Source organism: Ruminococcus flavefaciens (assembly GCF_900119075.1).
GTDB lineage: Bacteria > Bacillota > Clostridia > Oscillospirales > Ruminococcaceae > Ruminococcus > Ruminococcus flavefaciens_Q.
The window spans coordinates 126288-142509 of the sequence record NZ_FPIP01000003.1 but is presented as its reverse complement, the minus strand read 5'-3'; the positions used below and the strand labels follow the sequence as shown (position 1 = coordinate 142509).

The window sequence follows — 16222 nt, the reverse complement described above, 5'->3', positions numbered from 1 at the left end:
ATTTTATGAATAATGAAAAACAGATAGACAACCTTATAGAGCTTCTTGACGGCTACGTTGAAAAAGGCGGACACCACCTCAACGTAAATGTTTTCACCCGTGAAACTCTCCTTGACGCTCAGGCTCACCCTGAGAAGTACCCACAGCTCACAGTAAGAGTTTCGGGCTATGCAGTAAACTTTGTAAAGCTCACCAAAGAGCAGCAGGACGACGTTATTTCCCGTACATTCCATTCACATCTGTGATAATAAAAATCAAAACGGAGGTAAATATGAATAAAAAGAATTATGAAATAGTTGACAGCACGGAAAAGCTTGAAAAAGCAATCGAAAAAGTAAGGCAGGCGCAAAAGCAGTTTGCGGCATTCACTCAGGAACAGGTAGATAAGATATTCCTTGCAGCTGCAACTGCGGCAAATAAAAGCAGGATACCCCTTGCAAAGCTTGCAGTGGAAGAAACAGGCATGGGCATTGTAGAGGACAAGGTCATCAAGAACCATTATGCGTCCGAGTATATCTATAACGCATACAGAAACGTAAAGACCTGCGGTATCATTGAGGAGGACAAGGCTTCGGGAATAACTAAGATTGCCGAACCTATCGGCGTTATCGCGGCTGTTATCCCCACTACGAACCCAACTTCTACAGCTATTTTCAAGTCCCTCATCGCGCTGAAAACAAGAAACGGAATAATTATCAGCCCTCACCCGAGAGCAAAAAAGTCCACTATCGAGGCGGCAAAAATCGTTCTTGAAGCAGCCGTTGCGGCAGGAGCTCCCGAGGGAATAATCTCATGGATCGACGTTCCCAGCCTTGAAATGACCAATCTTGTTATGGCGGAGGCTGATATTATCCTCGCAACAGGCGGTCCCGGAATGGTAAAGGCTGCTTATTCCAGCGGTAAGCCTGCTGTGGGCGTAGGCGCAGGAAACACTCCTGCTATCATCGACGAATCCGCGGATATCATACTTGCGGTAAACTCAATTATCCACTCAAAAACTTTCGATAACGGCATGATCTGCGCGTCAGAGCAGTCGACTATCGTGCACAAGAATATCTATAACAAGGTCAAGGCTGAATTTGCCGCAAGGGGCTGCTATTTCCTTACAAAAGCCGAAAAAGAAAAAGTCGGTAAGACTATCCTTATAAACGGAGCTCTCAACGCTAAGATAGTCGGACAGAGCGCCTGCAAAATAGCAGAGCTTGCAGGGGTTAAAGTTCCAGAGGGCACAAAAATACTCATCGGTGAAACGGTCAGCACAGAGCTTTCCGAGGAATTCGCTCACGAGAAGCTCTCCCCTGTCCTTGCAATGTACAAGGCGGAGGATATACACGACGCATTCAATAAAGCCGAAAAGCTCATTGCCGACGGCGGTTACGGTCACACCTCATCAATTTATCTTGACACTATCACACAGCAGGACAAGCTCGAAGAATTCCGCAGCCGAATGAAGACCTGCCGTATACTTGTAAACACTCCATCATCCCAAGGGGGTATAGGCGACATCTACAACTTCCGGCTTACTCCGTCCCTTACCCTCGGCTGCGGCTCATGGGGAGGAAATTCCGTAAGCGAAAACGTCGGAGTAAAGCATCTGCTCAACATCAAAACAGTTGCCGAAAGGAGAGAAAATATGCTTTGGTTCAGAGCTCCCGAAAAGATATACATGAAGCGCGGCTGCCTGCCGACAGCACTTGACGAGCTGAAAACCATTATGGACAAGAAGCGTGCATTCATCGTAACGGATAAGTTCCTCTACGAAAACGGCTTCACAAAGCCCATAACGGACAAGCTTGACGAGCTGGGCATACAGCACTCTTCATTCTTTGATGTAGCTCCCGATCCGACTCTCGCCTGCGCTAAGGAAGGTGCAGCGCAGATATCCGTATTCAAGCCCGATGTTATCATCGCAGTGGGCGGCGGTTCTGCTATGGACGCCGCAAAGATAATGTGGGTTCTCTATGAACACCCCGAGGCTGATTTTGCGGACATGGCAATGCGCTTCATGGATATACGCAAGAGAGTTTACACCTTCCCGAAAATGGGCGAAAAGGCATATTTTGTGGCTATCCCCACATCTGCGGGAACAGGCTCCGAGGTAACCCCTTTCGCAGTTATCACCGACGAGAGCACAGGGGTAAAATACCCCCTTGCTGATTATGAGCTCCTGCCGAATATGGCAATAATCGACACCGACCTCCACATGAGCGCTCCTAAGGGACTTACCTCTGCTTCGGGCATAGACGCGGTAACTCACGCTCTCGAAGCATACGCCTCTGTAATGGCGACAGACTTCACAGACGGTCTGGCACTAAAGGCTCTGAAAATAATATTCGAGTATCTCCCCCGTGCCTACGACAACGGTCCCAACGATCCCGAAGCAAGAGAAAAAATGGCTAACGCCGCAACAATGGCTGGTATGGCTTTTGCAAACGCATTCCTCGGCGTAAGCCACTCCCTTGCCCATAAGCTGGGAGCTTATCACCATATCCCCCACGGTATCGCAAACGCCCTCGTTATCGAAGATGTACTGCGCTTCAACGCGGCGGAAACTCCTGCAAAAATGGGTACTTTCCCTCAGTACGACCACCCTCATACTCTTGAACGCTATGCAGAAGTCGCAGACTATCTGGGACTTGGCGGAAAGACTTCAAAGGACAAGCTGGAAAAGCTTATCGCCGCTATAAGAGAGCTCCGCCATAAGATCGGCATAAAGGATACTATCGCAGATTACGGCGTTCCCGAAAAGGATTTCATGGCTACTCTCGACGAAATGACAGAAAACGCATTCGATGACCAGTGCACAGGTGCAAATCCCCGTTATCCGCTTCTCAGCGAGATAAAGCAGATATACCTCAACGCCTACTACGGCAGAACATTCACCGAAAAAGAGTATCCAAAGGCTTGAAAGGAGACAATGCTATGAAACTTGATAATTGTATCTCAGAAAGAATAAACAAGAAAATATTCCGCGACGGAAACAAGTGCATAAAGCTGTTCGATAAGGTCTATTCAAAGGCTGACGTTCTCAATGAAGCTCTCAACCATGCAAGAGTTGAGGAAACGGGACTGAACGTCCCCGAGCTTTTCGAGGTCACACGCATTGACGGAAAGTGGGCTATAGTTTCGCAGTTTATCGAGGGCGAAAGGCTCTCGGACCTTATTGCGGCAAATCCTAAAAAATACGATGAATATATGGAAATGTTCGTGGATATACAGCTTGATATCCAGTCCAGAAATTGTCCGCTTTTAAGCCGTCTGAAAGACAAAATGAACCGCAAGATAGACCTTACCGACCTTGACGAGACCACAAAATACGACCTCCACACCCGTCTTGACGGCATGAAGAAGCACAACAAGCTCTGTCACGGCGACTATACTCCCTCAAATATAATCATAACTCCCGATAACAAGCCATATATCCTCGACTGGGCTCACGCTACCCAGGGCAATGCTTCAGCAGACGCAGCAAGGACTTATCTTACTTTCTGCCTTGAGGGAAATATCGCAGGCGCAGACAAATATCTCGATCTTTTCTGCAAAAAGAGTGCGACTGCAAAGAAATACGTCCAGTCATGGATGCCCATAGTTGCAGCTTCGCAATCTGTGAAGAAAAAAGACAAGGAAAAAGACATTCTCCTTTCGTGGGTGAATGTGGTCGATTATGAGTAAAAACGTCAGAAAATACACCTCTCTCAGCCTGAATGCAGTGCTTTCGGGCATAATGATAAGCGTCGGCGGTGCGGTATATCTGCTGTGTGAAAATAAGATAATCGGCAGTTTCCTTTTCAGCTTCGGTCTTTTTACCATAGTTCAGAGAGGATTTGCTCTGTATACAGGAAAAGTCGGATATATCCCCGAAAACGCTCCCATTTATATAATCGAAGTCCTCGTCACACTTATCGGAAATGCCATAGGTACTGCATTTGCAGCAGTTATGTTACAGCAGACGAGGTTCTCGCAGACGCTTTGCGAAAAAGCCGAGCTGTGCATTACCGCAAAGACAAGCGATACTATCGTCAGCCAGCTTATCCTCGGAGCATTCTGCGGAATGCTCATGTACCTTGCAGTGGACAACGCTAAGGAATGCAGAAAAAGGAATGCTGATATATCCTTGGTTTTCGGCATTTCCATACCTGTGATGATATTCATAATCTGCGGCTTCAATCATTCGATAGCAGACGCATTTTATATGTTTACGGCAGGGACTTTTCCAAAGGATATACCGTACATACTGACAGTCGCGGCAGGCAATGCCATAGGAGGCATGACACTGCCGTTTATAAAAAAGATATCCTCAATCTGATACTTCCGTATATACAAAACAAGGCAGGGATTTTTATTCCCTGCCTTGTTTGTTCCTGTGTAATTATTCTTCCTTACGTCGTATTTTCATACTGCTTTTTAAGCAAATTATTCCTAATCCAAGCATTGTCATTGCAATGGTCATTATAATGATATGCGTAAGGGAATTATCGCCTGTCTGAGGCAGGTCAACAACCTCATTTGAAGAAGTTGTGCCCTTTCCGGTTTTAGGATCGACAGTGTATTTTTCAAGTGCCTTACCTGTGCTGTCATAGATGGTTATCTCGCGATTTCCGTCGCTGCTGTGCTTTATTGTAATATCTGTACCGCCTACATTATTCTTGCGGAGGTAATCTTTCAATGCCCAGCTGCCAAGCACCTCGTCAGAGGCAATATTGCTCTTATCGTCATCTGTCTTTGTTTCGCTGCTGGTTTCAGTTGTGAATACAGGCGACTTCTCACCTTTGCTCCAGCTGTTGAGGTCTGTTCCGTCCTTTGTATAGAACAGCAGATGTGAAAGGCCTTCCTTGTTATTGGACATCATATCATCGAGATATGCGCTTACTTCTTTAAGAATAGCAGGCATATTCGCTTTATTTGCATTCAGAGCAGCTGCAAACTCATCAGAAGCCATTTCTGCGGCAGTTTTTGAAGCTGTTTTCAGTTCTCCGCCGACTACGGTACCCGAAGCTGCCTTTTTATCGAGCTCCTTGCCTGCTGTCTTATAGACTGCGCTTCCATTGTAATAGCACTCGTAATCAAGTGAAATACCGGCGTTTCTTCCGTTTATGCCGCCGACATCAATAGTTGTGATGAGTGATTCAACATTTCCGTATGTAAAACAGTTTATATTCGTACCGCCCGACATACCTGTAAGTCCGCCTACTATTGCCTTGTTGTTGCTTTCTGCATTGGCAGAAATATTGCCGAGAGTAAAGCAGTTAACCTGTGCGGAACGGTTCGTCATTCCTGCCAGACCGCCTGCATATACTGTCGAAGTTCCTGTAGCAGCGTTTATCTCAATATTTGTGCAGCAATCTGTGATAGTGCCGCGGAGAGTACTGCCAACAAGTCCGCCTATTCTTGCAAAGGATTCTCTTGTTTTGGCATTGATGCTGCCTTCAACGGAGCAGTTGTCAATAACAAAGCCGTTCTGAGCCCATGCAATGAGTCCGCCCACATTCGCTTCATAGCGTGAATCAACATTAATGGAGATATCCCTGAGCTTGATATTTCTGATAGTAACAAGCTTTTCATCAGCTTCGGGAGTAAGATTTGTATCATGCTCGCCAGTCGCTAATCCGAATAATCCTGAAAGGTATATATCCGCAGGAGCGTCCTTGCTGCCTATTGTAAGACCTGTTATAGTATGGTTTCTGCCGTCAAAGTTTCCTCTGAACGGATATACGGAAACATTTTCCTTCTGTCCGTTTATCTCTGCCTGAATAGCATGACCGATAGGGAACCAGTCGCCGCCTGTAAGGTTGATATCGCTGTCAAGTGCGAACCATATGCCCTTCCAGTCAACGTCGTCATTCATAGACTCGGCAACGTAACGAAGCTGTGCTTCTGTTTTGATAAGATACGGTTCTTCCTCTGTGCCCTTGCCGCCTGCGAATTTTGAAACATCGGCAGAAGCGTATGTTGTCGTGTCATTATATGTTGACTTGTCCTTTGCGGTTTTAAGTGCCTCATCGTAAGCTTCACCATTAGTTGAACCGTCGGAGGAAACTGTCTTTGTTACCTCTCCGTTCTCAACTGTAATAGTGACAACAACCTTTTTGTCCTTGTCACGTCCGTACCATGTACCGTCGCTGAGCTTCGGCTCCTCTTTTTTCACTATCTCAGCTTCGGGCTGTACATAGGAAGCTTCTGCATAATCGTCTGCAAATGTTACCTCGTTATCGTATTTCCATGATTTAAGAGAATTATTCGTGATCCCGAACTGCGTAAGCTCAGCAGGGAACGCCTTGAAATTAGCATTCAGCTTCTCAGCAAGCTTGCTGTAATCCTTTGAGGTATAAGCCGCGTTGCCGTATACAACTCCGCCTGTGTAAGCCATACCCTCGTCGCTTACGCCCGATGAAACTCTCGTTCCCACATCAGCGACGGGATCAACTGTCTTATCGCCTATCTTCATTGAAGCTTCGCCGTTGTAATAGCAGTCGTATGTATGACCGATACCTGTTATCCAACCTGATACAGCTCCAGTATATATCGAATAATCATTTGTTTCATGCTTACCTGCGCCGTAGCAGTTCACCAGATAGCCTGCATTTACAGCAACAAGCGAGCTTATAACAGCCATACCCTCGTCCTCACGGTTTCCGCTGCCGTAAACATTTCCAAGAGAGTAGCTGTTTGCAACAAGGCCTCTGTTCACAAGTGCGGCAAGACCGCCTGTTTCGCCGAACGAGCCGCCCTTTGTCACGGTGCAGTAAGCGTCAACATCAGTCATGCAGTTGATGATAGCACCCTTGTAAACGTATGAAGCGATTCCGCCTACGAAATTATTGCCCTTGTCGGAGGTCAGTGTAATTTTACCTTTAACTGAGCAGCTGTCGATCAACGCTCCCTTGTAACCTTCGCCCTCGGAGTTCATAACTGCTGCGATACCGCCTGCATATGCGCTTGAATTATAGGAAATATTGATAAGCACATCTGTAAGCTTCACATTCTTTACAACTGCATTAGTGCCGAGAACGCTGAAAAATCCGGTATAATTCTTGCCGTCCTCAAGCTTTTTAGCAGTATCGGTGCTGCCGACTGTCATACCCGATACGGTGTGTCCCTTTCCGTCGAAGCTGCCGTTGAAAACATAGTCGCTGTCGCCGATAGGAGTCCACTCCTTGTCGGATACGTCAATATCGCTCATAAGCTCGATGAAAACGCCCGAATAGTCAATGTGTTCGGAGAGCGACAAAGCAAATGCGCGAAGCTGGTCTGCTGTTTTCAGCATATATGGCTCCTCAGCAGTACCCTTTCCCGATTCGAATATGGAAGTATCAATAACATCATTTATGAAAACTTCGTCCGAAAGTGTTATCTTTCCCTCGTCTGAGAGCTTCCAAAGTTTGAACTCCGTATCACCAAGAGTTTTAGCAATATCATAGAGATTGTCATTGAGGGCCTTTACGAATTCTGCGCTGTTTATTTCTGCGACCTTTTCAGCGGCAAACGTACCCTCTGCGTTCATAGAGCCTGCACCGTGAGATACAGCTTCAACTGCTGATGCAGAACCAGTCTCGTTTACATAATTCAGCTTAGCGCTTTCTGCGTAATAATCATATTTTCCCGAAGCCGCAGGCATAAGAGCGCCGTTGATGATACCTGCGCAGTTTGCGGCGTCTGCTTGTGCTATCGTTCCAACTGTAATATTTCCTGCCGAGAAGCAGTTATACTGCGCCGAAGTCATCATGCCAGCAACACCGCCTGCATAAAGGGAAAGTCCGCTTGCTGTCATAACCTTTACATCGCCTGTATCAGCGCAGTTTACAATGTATGTGTCGTTGCCTGCCATGGAAACGATACCGGCGCCGTATGCAATTTTAGTGCCTGACGATGACTCAACGCCTGCTTCTGATATGCAGTTTGAAATAGTTGCATTTCCTGCCGCTCTGCCAACTACACCGCCTGTCATTACCATAGCTTCATTTGTCTTTGCAGATACAGAACCGCTGACACTACAGCTGTCAACTACTGCGTGACCGTCCGTCTTTGAAACAGCCCTGCTTGTGATATCACCTGTGATTCCGCCGACCCTGACCACCTTTGCTCCGTAAACACTGATATCAACGTTTTCAAGCTTTATTCCCGAGACATTTGCTGTGCTGAGAAGCGTTGAGAACAAGCCCACATTGGTTTCTTCAGAATAGGGAGCTTCTTCATTTGTTTTGATATTGAGTCCTTTAATGACATGACCTCTGCCGTTGAAATTGCCTGCAAATATCTTATCCAGATTCTTGCCTGCCGCGCCCTCAGCTCCTATAGGATTCCAGTTTTCGATTTCCGACAGGTCGATATCCGCGTCAAGCACGATATACTTGCCCAGATAGTTTTCGCCCTCGTCAACGCTCTTTGCAAAAGCAGAAAGCTGAGCAGCCGTCTTTATCACAAAGGGTGAATTTTCACTGCCTGTTCCGTCCTCAAAGCACTCGGGAGCATTGCTTTTTGCAAGAGCATTGTTCACAGCGTTTATTATACCCTCGCTGCTGTATGTTGCTCCACTTACAGCGTCAATGCCTGACGTGCCGTTTGCAGCTATGATATCGGGGATTATCACCTTTGCCCTCTCCCAGTATGAAGGAGTATCCTTTTGGTCTGTAACGTCTATGGCGGATATAGAACCGTCCTTGATTGTTACAGAAACTGTGATATCTCCGTTGAAGCCGCCTGCCGTACCTGTGTACGCTCCGTCTTTATAGGCAGAAGCTCCGCTGGCAGCGGCAAAATGAACGGAATTCGTCATCAGCGCCGCAGACAGTACAGCGCATAAAAGACGGTTGTTGCGTAGTCTGTGTTTCTTCATTTTTATGACCTCACTTTATTGTATATTGATAATAATTTAACAGTTGAATATAAAAACAACTGTTAGTAATTACTAACACAATTAGTATAGCACTCTATATTGCTTATGTCAACAACTTTTCCAAATAATTCATATCAAGTTTAGTACCCCGATAAGTCCGAACATAGAAAGTCCGAAGCTCGGCATGATGATTCCGGGAAGATCCTGAAATTTCACAGGATCGATTTTACGGCAGGTCGTTCCAATGATCAGGAACACGATCGGATTCAACAGTACGCATATCTTTGGTACATCAAGTGCGCCGTTCAGAATAGCGATCATCACAAGAACTGTCGGTACTAAAAGCGTTGCATAGCCTAAAAGGAATGTCGGTATTATCTGTTTGTATATCTTTTCGAGTATATCATCAGCGATTTGCAGATTGCCGTGTATCATTGCACCTTTGTAGATAAGCGCCTGAACACAGAGAAAAGCATGAATGAAAATGCCTGCCATTGCCCCGAAATATCCGAAGCCTATCGTCAGATAGCCGAGCAGCGAATGCGTTTCAGCTATCTGCATACCGATAGAATAAAAACCAAGCCCTACCAATGCATCACCTATCATAGCAAGAGCGATTGAAAGTCCGAATCTCCAATCTGCCATTTTGCTCCAGTTGCTGTCAATATTCTTTGAAGTTCCGAGCTTTTCATTTCCTTTGCCTTTCAGGTCAAAGAGAATATCTACCGTACAGCAAAGCAGACCGCCGATCAGACCTAATATTGAAAAACTAAATACATAAAAAACTCCTATTTTACACTTTTTCTTACAACACAATGCAGACGGCAGAAACCTCGTTTTTCAAAGGATTCCATGTGAAGTCCCGAGCCGTCGCACAGCTTTTTAATGTCATCTCTGCCGTAGATCTTCACATCACCCTTGCCTGCAAGATTTACAAGAGGAAGCTCAATATGGTTAAACAGCCACCTCTTTACCGACGAATTAACTGTCATATCACGCAGGATAAGTCTGCCGTTTGGACGGAGAACACGATATACGCTGTTGAAGAAGTCCTGCGGATTGGGATAGTGATGAAAGCTCTCGCAGCATATGACCACATCGAAGGAATTCTCTGCAAAGGGCAGCTTTTCGCAGTCACCGACTATGAGCTCCACGTCTTTCATGTTTTTCCTTTTTGCGACCTCTATCATCTTCGGCGTCAGGTCAATGCCTGTGTAATGCTTATCGGGATATTTCTTATGTAGCAGCGTCAGCATAGGACCTGTTCCGCAGCCGCAATCCAGAAGATCGGTAAACGGCTCCTTTTCAAGCTCTGCCAGTACATCGGGATAATCCTTTTTGCACATATTATATACGCCTGCGTTATCCGATTCATAGATCTCGGCAGCTTTTGTAAACTCCTTTATTGATAAGTCTTTATATTCTCTTGGTGTCATAAAATACTCCTTTTACTTTCTTTTAAATGGTATACATCTGTTTACGCATTTGCAGTAGTCATCGTACTCCTGCCCGTAAAGCTCATGCAGCCATTTTTCTTCAGTTGCTTTCAGTACAACTGTCATAATGCCCCAATTGATGACGATCACGGGAATCAGAAAGATATTGCGCCACATCAGGCTGATACCTGTGATCAGCATCCACCAGCCGCTGTACATGGGATTTCTTACCCATGCATATATTCCATTTGTTTTCAGACAATTTTCTTTTATATTATCGTCCATTCCGGACCGTACAGCACCAATAAACCAAACGATCAGACCTGCGATGATAAGTGCAATTCCAATGGCTATCAACATCGTCGCAGGAAATACACTGACGGTTCCAAGATGTAAAACATAACTGAATACAGCAATCGCAATGGCAGCAACAACTGCCATTCCGACTACAAGAAACGGTCCGATACCAAAAATCGGTAAATGCTCTTTATTCTTCATTTTTCTCTCTTATCCAAGTGCAACATCCAATATCATCATCAGAGTAAAGCCGACAGAAAACAGGATAACACCGATGTTTGAATGCTCTCCTTCAGACATTTCGGGAATCAGTTCCTCTACCACCACATATATCATTGCTCCTGCGGCAAAGCTCAGCAGATACGGCATTATAGGCAGTAATTGACTTGCAAATAGTATCGTGAGGAGTGCGCCGACCGGTTCAACTGCTCCTGATAATACACCGCCCGCAAACGCCTTCCATTTGCTTTTTCCCTCCACATGAAGCGGCATTGAAATGATAGCTCCTTCAGGAAAATTCTGTATTGCAATTCCGAGAGCCAGAGCGAGCGCTCCGCCTGCGGTCATATCAGCAGAGCCTGATATAAAGCCTGCATATACGATACCAACAGCCATACCTTCGGGGATATTATGTAGCGTAACTGCAAGCACCATCATTGTTGTACGTGCCAGCTTTGACGGCAATCCCTCCGCTTTTTCTTCATTCATGTGCAGATGTGGTATCAGACTATCAAGCAGCAAAAGGAAAAGAATGCCGCACCAAAATCCGACAACCGCAGGAAGAAAAGCGAGTTTTCCCATATTCTCTGACATATTCATTGCCGGAATTATAAGACTCCATATCGAAGCGGCTGTCATCACGCCTGCTGCAAATCCTGTCAACGCCCGCTGAACACATCTGCTTAGGTTGTGCTTCATGAAAAGCACACAGCCTGCGCCAAGTGCGGTGCCGAGAAAAGGAATCAGAAGTCCAGATAATATTTCTGTTTTCATTTTCTGCCCACAAGCAACGACGAGCCGCTCAGTCCAAGAACTTTTGCTTCTCCCTTTGACATGAACATACCGTTTGTAGTGTCAATCAGCTCAACGACTTCATAGCCCTCGTTATACAGTTCACTGATAAACTGCTGCATATCGCCGTAACGAGCCTTTGACATAATGTCATGTATTGCAAATGTGCCGCCTTTTTTCAGCACACGCATAGTTTCACGGAGAAGTTCCTGCTTGTTTACTCCTGTGATATTATGGTAAACATAATTGCTCGTAACTGCGTCAAAATATTCATCAGGATAATCAAGCTTGCAGGCGTCACCCTGATGAAATTCCGTATTCTGAACACCCTCAGAATCAGAATTATCCTCGCAAAGCTGCTGACTGAACGACGCATACTCCATGCCCCAGCGGTCTATGCCGACCATTCTGCCCTGAGGATTTCGCTTTGCACAAGCAATGGTCAGCGCACCGCTTCCGCAGCCAACGTCAAGTCCGATGCCGCCTTCGGGCAGCGTAATATATTTCGCAGTACCCTCGACAATCGCTTTGGATAGCTGTCGGTTGCCGTTATATGAGAATTTACAGTGTGCATAAATGCTCCATGCTGTCATCGCACCGCAGGCAAGTGTGCCTGCGCCTGCCGTTCCGACAAGAGCCATTTTCAGCTTTGGACTCATCTTAGCACACATAAGCGCTGCTGTTCCTGCGCCGAGAATAGCCGTTCCTGCGGTCAATGCAGTTATCATTCCGTTTGGTACCCAGTTTTTATAATTTGCACTCATTTATAACACTCCTTTAACAGAAAAATCACTTTTCAAATCTAAATAGTTTTTTCGTTATAGTGTAAATCACAACAGCAACAGCTATTCCGATTATCAATACAACAGGAAATGCCCATGCAGGGCTGCAATTCATAAGTGTATCCGCATAACCGCCTGGCATCTCATCAACAGCACACTTGTATGTATAATCACGATTGAACCATATCTGTCCATAGTATCCAAATGTAGAAAATGTCATAATGACTGAAGCAATCATGTTGCCTGCTGAGCTATACTTAAATATCATGCGGATAAATTCCGCAAGCACTGCAATAACTATGACAGGTACACAGTGCCACAGATTTGCGTCCTGCATCGCAAAGAAAGCAAGAAGCATACCACATGATAAACACGCCGCAACTCCAAAAGCTCTTATTTTATCAAATGCTTTTGCTGCTACTCCAGTTACAAGCAATCCGGCGGTTATCTGATAGCAAACGAAGAAAAATGGATGTATCGCCCCAAATGCGCAAACGATCACCGACGTCACAACGTAAATGACAACATAAAGCAGCATCCATAAAGCGTTCTTCGGGCTCCATTTCTTTTCAGTTCTCATACTCTTTTCTCCTTTTTGAAATAGTTTTGTATCAGCCTCATCACTTCATTAAATGCAGGCTTGCAGCCAGGAATAAAGTATTGCAGTGCATAGCAGTGATGCATACCTTTTCCAACATGAATAATACACTTTGCACCTGCTTTTCGGTAGCTCTCTGCATAGCTCGGTGCAAAGGCATACAGCGTTTCAGCACTTCCGTAATAAAAATGCGTCATGGGAGCATTGCGGAAATCTCCGTGTGCCGTTGCAAGGTATATTTCAGGAATATCTCTGCCGTGACACATTATATCATGGGCAGTATACATATACTCGGCAGGTATCATGATATCCCTTTTATCGAGCACCTTTATTTCTGCTTTCTCCGTTTCTGTAACTGGAACGCTCCCGGGCGAAATAGGTATAAGCATTCCCGGCATTGGAATACTGCTTCCGCTGTCATTCAGCTCATTGATATATGTGATAAGGTCGAGTATCAGTGCTCCGCCCGATGAAAAACCAAGAAATACAATATTTTCAGCTTTATAAAACTTAAGCATTTTCGCATAGCATTCAAATATCATCTGCACATTTTCAAGCATATCATGTTCATGGCAGAGGGGATAATACGGAAACCACACATCAGCATTTGCAGTTTCTGAAATTTTTCTCGAAATTCCCACATCTCCCTTATCCGAGCCGAGTATCATTCCACCGCCAAATACGAACAGCACCGCTTTCTTCCGCCGTTTCTTTTCTATATCAATTTCAAGGCAGTGATAATTTCCATATATCAGATGATCAGTGTAATGAGCCTTGCTGTCATCGGGCATGATGAAATGTCGGTTTTTTGCATTCATTTTCGCCGCTTTTGCAAGGACTTCTTCTTTTGTACCTACAAGGCTGTTCCTGATCTTTGCAGCCTTCACCACTGCTTTTATCAGCTTATACAGCGGATTATTCAAAGCATCGGGAGCTTTTACTACCTTATCATGTTTATCGAATTTCATATTATAACCACCTTAACGCAACAGATTTATCAGCTTGTCATGACAGTTGCATCAATCTCATTGCAGGTGCTCCTTTACATGAAGTTCAGATACAATTTTTTCTAGTTCATGCCGACTATGTCTATGACCGTGTACGGCATCGCTAACGTAATGTAAATGGCTGTGATCGTGCGTGATCGTATGTGTATGTGTTGTTCCGCCGTGGGTGTGTGTAAAAGTATGCTGATGCTGATGAGAATGATAATGCGCAAGTGTATCAGCAGTTACAAGTGCTGTTCCGACAAACATCACAAGAAAAGCAGCCAGATAAACCACTGTCAGCTTTTCATGCAGAAATACAAAAGAAAGAAACGCAGCGATAAAAGGAGCAACTGCGTAATACGCACTGGTTTTCGCAGCACCGAGTTCTTTCTGAGCGCGGATATAAGTAAAGATACTAAGTCCGTATGCAACAAATCCAAGCACGAGTGCAGGCAGAAGATATTTTGCAGACGGAATGCGCTCACCGAGTAATGCTGCCACAATCAGCGAACCTGTTCCCGAACCGATGCCTTTTATCGTCACGATCTGATAGGTGCTTTTTTCAGAGATACTCTTTGTGCAGTTGTTTTCCATTCCCCAGCATACAGTCGCACCAAGAACAAAAAGTGAACCGATAGAAAAATGCAGACTTCCGATATTTCCAAACGACAGAATCAAACTTGCCAATGTGATGAGTCCGACAGCCGCCCACACTTTTTTACTGATCTTCTCTCTGAAAAGAATAAAAGCGATCATTGTTGTTGCGACGATCTCAAAATTTCCAAGTAAAGAAGCACCTGACGCTGTACCGTATTTTACGCCAATCATCAGAAGAATCGGTGCTATGATATCAAGCAGTATCATTCCAATCGTATAAGGCAGATCTTTTTTTGCAAGACGTTCGGAGGATACTTCTTTTTTTCGATGAAAAAGATACATGATACCAACACCGAAGCCTGCACCAAAATAAAGAAATGCCGCCATAACTGTCGGTTCAATATGAGCAAGCAGCAGCTTTGAGCAAGGAACATTCAATGCATAGAATACTGCTGCCGCCAGCGCATACAAAACAGCGATATTTTTATTTTTTTCATACATAGTATCTATCTCCTGCATTTATCATCGTATCAGCATCACAATCAAACCAACAATCACAGCCGGTATCAGGGCAAACATCAATCCGGGAAACAGCATTCCTTTCAGGTGAAACCATTTTTGATGATACGCCTTGTCCATGTGCTCGGTGCCTTCAAGACGAAAATGCTTCATATTAGCGAAAAGAACCCAGTCAATAAAGAATGTATCATATGCTCCGATCCACGCCATCATGCCAAATGCAAACAGAAATCCCTGTGTAAAGGATTTTGCTCCGGCGATAAGCGCCATAATAATGAGTATTACAGCAAAGCCAATCAGTGCGATTGATTTTGTTATGACTACTCTCTTTGAAAGCGGCGCAGTCGGTACCTGTTCATGTGTTTTGAAGTATTCCTCCTGAATATCAGGGGGATAGTTTTCTACCTGTGTTGTATTGTTTCGTCCTGTTGTTTTGAAGCACATTATCGTAAACAATACAGCAAATATAGCCATTTCTATGATAATGACAGGGATGCTCATATCAGTTCACGCCTTTCTTGCTGTACATCAGGTCATATATCTTACAGCCCGCCGCAGTTCGTGTCTGAACGAGCTTCATTCCGAGATGTACATAGCGGTCGCATTTCCCCTTTGCGTCTGTATCAAGTATGCAGGGACAGCCGTTTTTGTCTGCCATTTTATATGCGAACTCCATAAGCTTCCGCATATAGCCCTGTCCCTGATACTGCTCTGTCACGATCAGCATTTCAACCTTGACATAGGGCTTCTTCTGCTTTTTCATCTGTATCTCAAGGGGCTTGATGTCACAGCCGCTGTTTGCCTGTTTCAGAAATGAAAACAGTTTGCTCCAGCCGCCAAGCGCATTTTTCATTCGCCGTACCATTCTGACAATGCTTCGGAAATTCGGGTGATTGCCTTTCGTATCGGTGATGAGGATATAGCCCTCGCCGTTATCGGTGCAGTAAAACGTTCCGCTTTCTATGCCTGCAATAACAAAGGCCTTCATGTATTCGGTCATCGCTGCTTTTGACGGAAAGAAAGGCTTCAATCCGCCTTCATTGGGTTCATAGGGAAAATCCCAGAACGAAGCTCCGATTAGCGCGGATATTTCATCTATTTTCTCTTTTGATAATGAGCGTACTTTTTTCATTGCTGTTCCTTTCCTCTGTGCATGGTCA

Annotated in this window: 15 protein-coding genes; 4 read left to right on the top strand and 11 right to left on the bottom strand. The window is 45.0% G+C overall.

Features of this window, described 5'->3' with window-relative positions; translation table 11 throughout:
• Positions 1–5 precede the first annotated feature (5 nt).
• The 4 genes from grcA3 to BT105_RS05585 are packed head-to-tail and all read left to right on the top strand — an operon-like array spanning position 6 to position 4306.
• On the top strand, positions 6–245 hold the full coding sequence (gene grcA3, locus BT105_RS05600; RefSeq protein WP_028515057.1) for an autonomous glycyl radical cofactor GrcA3: 240 nt from the start codon (positions 6–8) through the stop codon (positions 243–245).
• 26 nt (positions 246–271) lie between these two features.
• Positions 272–2908, top strand: coding sequence for a bifunctional acetaldehyde-CoA/alcohol dehydrogenase (adhE, locus tag BT105_RS05595; RefSeq protein WP_072299822.1), 2637 nt, complete (start codon positions 272–274; stop codon positions 2906–2908).
• A 14-nt stretch (positions 2909–2922) separates the two neighbouring features.
• Positions 2923–3672, top strand: coding sequence for a phosphotransferase (locus BT105_RS05590; RefSeq protein ID WP_072299821.1), 750 nt, complete (start codon positions 2923–2925; stop codon positions 3670–3672).
• Entirely contained in the window at positions 3665–4306 is a 642-nt protein-coding gene (locus BT105_RS05585) for a formate/nitrite transporter family protein (protein ID WP_072299820.1), read from the top strand. The genes BT105_RS05590 and BT105_RS05585 overlap by 8 nt, the downstream gene beginning before the upstream one ends.
• Positions 4307–4369: 63 nt before the next feature.
• On the opposite strand, the gene BT105_RS05580 is transcribed toward BT105_RS05585, so the two are convergent.
• The 11 genes from BT105_RS05580 to BT105_RS05530 all read right to left on the bottom strand — a co-directional run bounded on the left by BT105_RS05580 (position 4370) and on the right by BT105_RS05530 (position 16194).
• Complete coding sequence (locus tag BT105_RS05580) at positions 4370–8833, bottom strand: FMN-binding protein (RefSeq protein ID WP_072299819.1); 4464 nt, start codon at positions 8831–8833, stop codon at positions 4370–4372.
• Between the two features lie 129 nt (positions 8834–8962).
• Positions 8963–9649 carry a DUF6796 family protein gene (locus tag BT105_RS05575; RefSeq protein ID WP_347496870.1) on the bottom strand — a complete coding sequence of 229 codons (687 nt, stop codon included), beginning with the start codon at positions 9647–9649 and terminating at the stop codon, positions 8963–8965.
• A complete protein-coding gene (locus tag BT105_RS05570) occupies positions 9622–10269 on the bottom strand; it encodes a class I SAM-dependent methyltransferase (RefSeq protein ID WP_072299817.1) in 648 nt (215 codons plus the stop codon). Before BT105_RS05570 ends, BT105_RS05575 begins: the two co-directional genes overlap by 28 nt.
• 12 nt (positions 10270–10281) lie before the next feature.
• Positions 10282–10767 carry a methyltransferase family protein gene (locus tag BT105_RS05565; RefSeq protein WP_072299816.1) on the bottom strand — a complete coding sequence of 162 codons (486 nt, stop codon included), beginning with the start codon at positions 10765–10767 and terminating at the stop codon, positions 10282–10284.
• A gap of 9 nt (positions 10768–10776) precedes the next feature.
• Entirely contained in the window at positions 10777–11559 is a 783-nt protein-coding gene (locus BT105_RS05560) for a ZIP family metal transporter (RefSeq protein ID WP_028515068.1), read from the bottom strand.
• Positions 11556–12341 (bottom strand): class I SAM-dependent methyltransferase, encoded by a 786-nt coding sequence (locus tag BT105_RS05555; RefSeq protein WP_028515069.1) that lies wholly within the window; start codon positions 12339–12341, stop codon positions 11556–11558. Before BT105_RS05555 ends, BT105_RS05560 begins: the two co-directional genes overlap by 4 nt.
• 25 nt (positions 12342–12366) lie before the next feature.
• Positions 12367–12939: an MptD family putative ECF transporter S component gene (locus tag BT105_RS05550; protein WP_072299815.1), complete on the bottom strand. Its 573-nt coding sequence runs from the start codon at positions 12937–12939 to the stop codon at positions 12367–12369.
• Positions 12936–13925 carry an alpha/beta hydrolase gene (locus BT105_RS05545; protein ID WP_072299814.1) on the bottom strand — a complete coding sequence of 330 codons (990 nt, stop codon included), beginning with the start codon at positions 13923–13925 and terminating at the stop codon, positions 12936–12938. Before BT105_RS05545 ends, BT105_RS05550 begins: the two co-directional genes overlap by 4 nt.
• Before the next feature lie 57 nt (positions 13926–13982).
• The gene (locus BT105_RS05540) at positions 13983–15044 is read right to left on the bottom strand and encodes a DMT family transporter (RefSeq protein ID WP_072299813.1); all 1062 of its coding nucleotides are present in this window, start codon (positions 15042–15044) and stop codon (positions 13983–13985) included.
• Between the two features lie 21 nt (positions 15045–15065).
• Positions 15066–15506, bottom strand: coding sequence for a hypothetical protein (locus BT105_RS05535; protein WP_242940093.1), 441 nt, complete (start codon positions 15504–15506; stop codon positions 15066–15068).
• A 58-nt stretch (positions 15507–15564) separates the two neighbouring features.
• Positions 15565–16194 carry a GNAT family N-acetyltransferase gene (locus tag BT105_RS05530; protein ID WP_072299811.1) on the bottom strand — a complete coding sequence of 210 codons (630 nt, stop codon included), beginning with the start codon at positions 16192–16194 and terminating at the stop codon, positions 15565–15567.
• Positions 16195–16222: the final 28 nt, after the last annotated feature.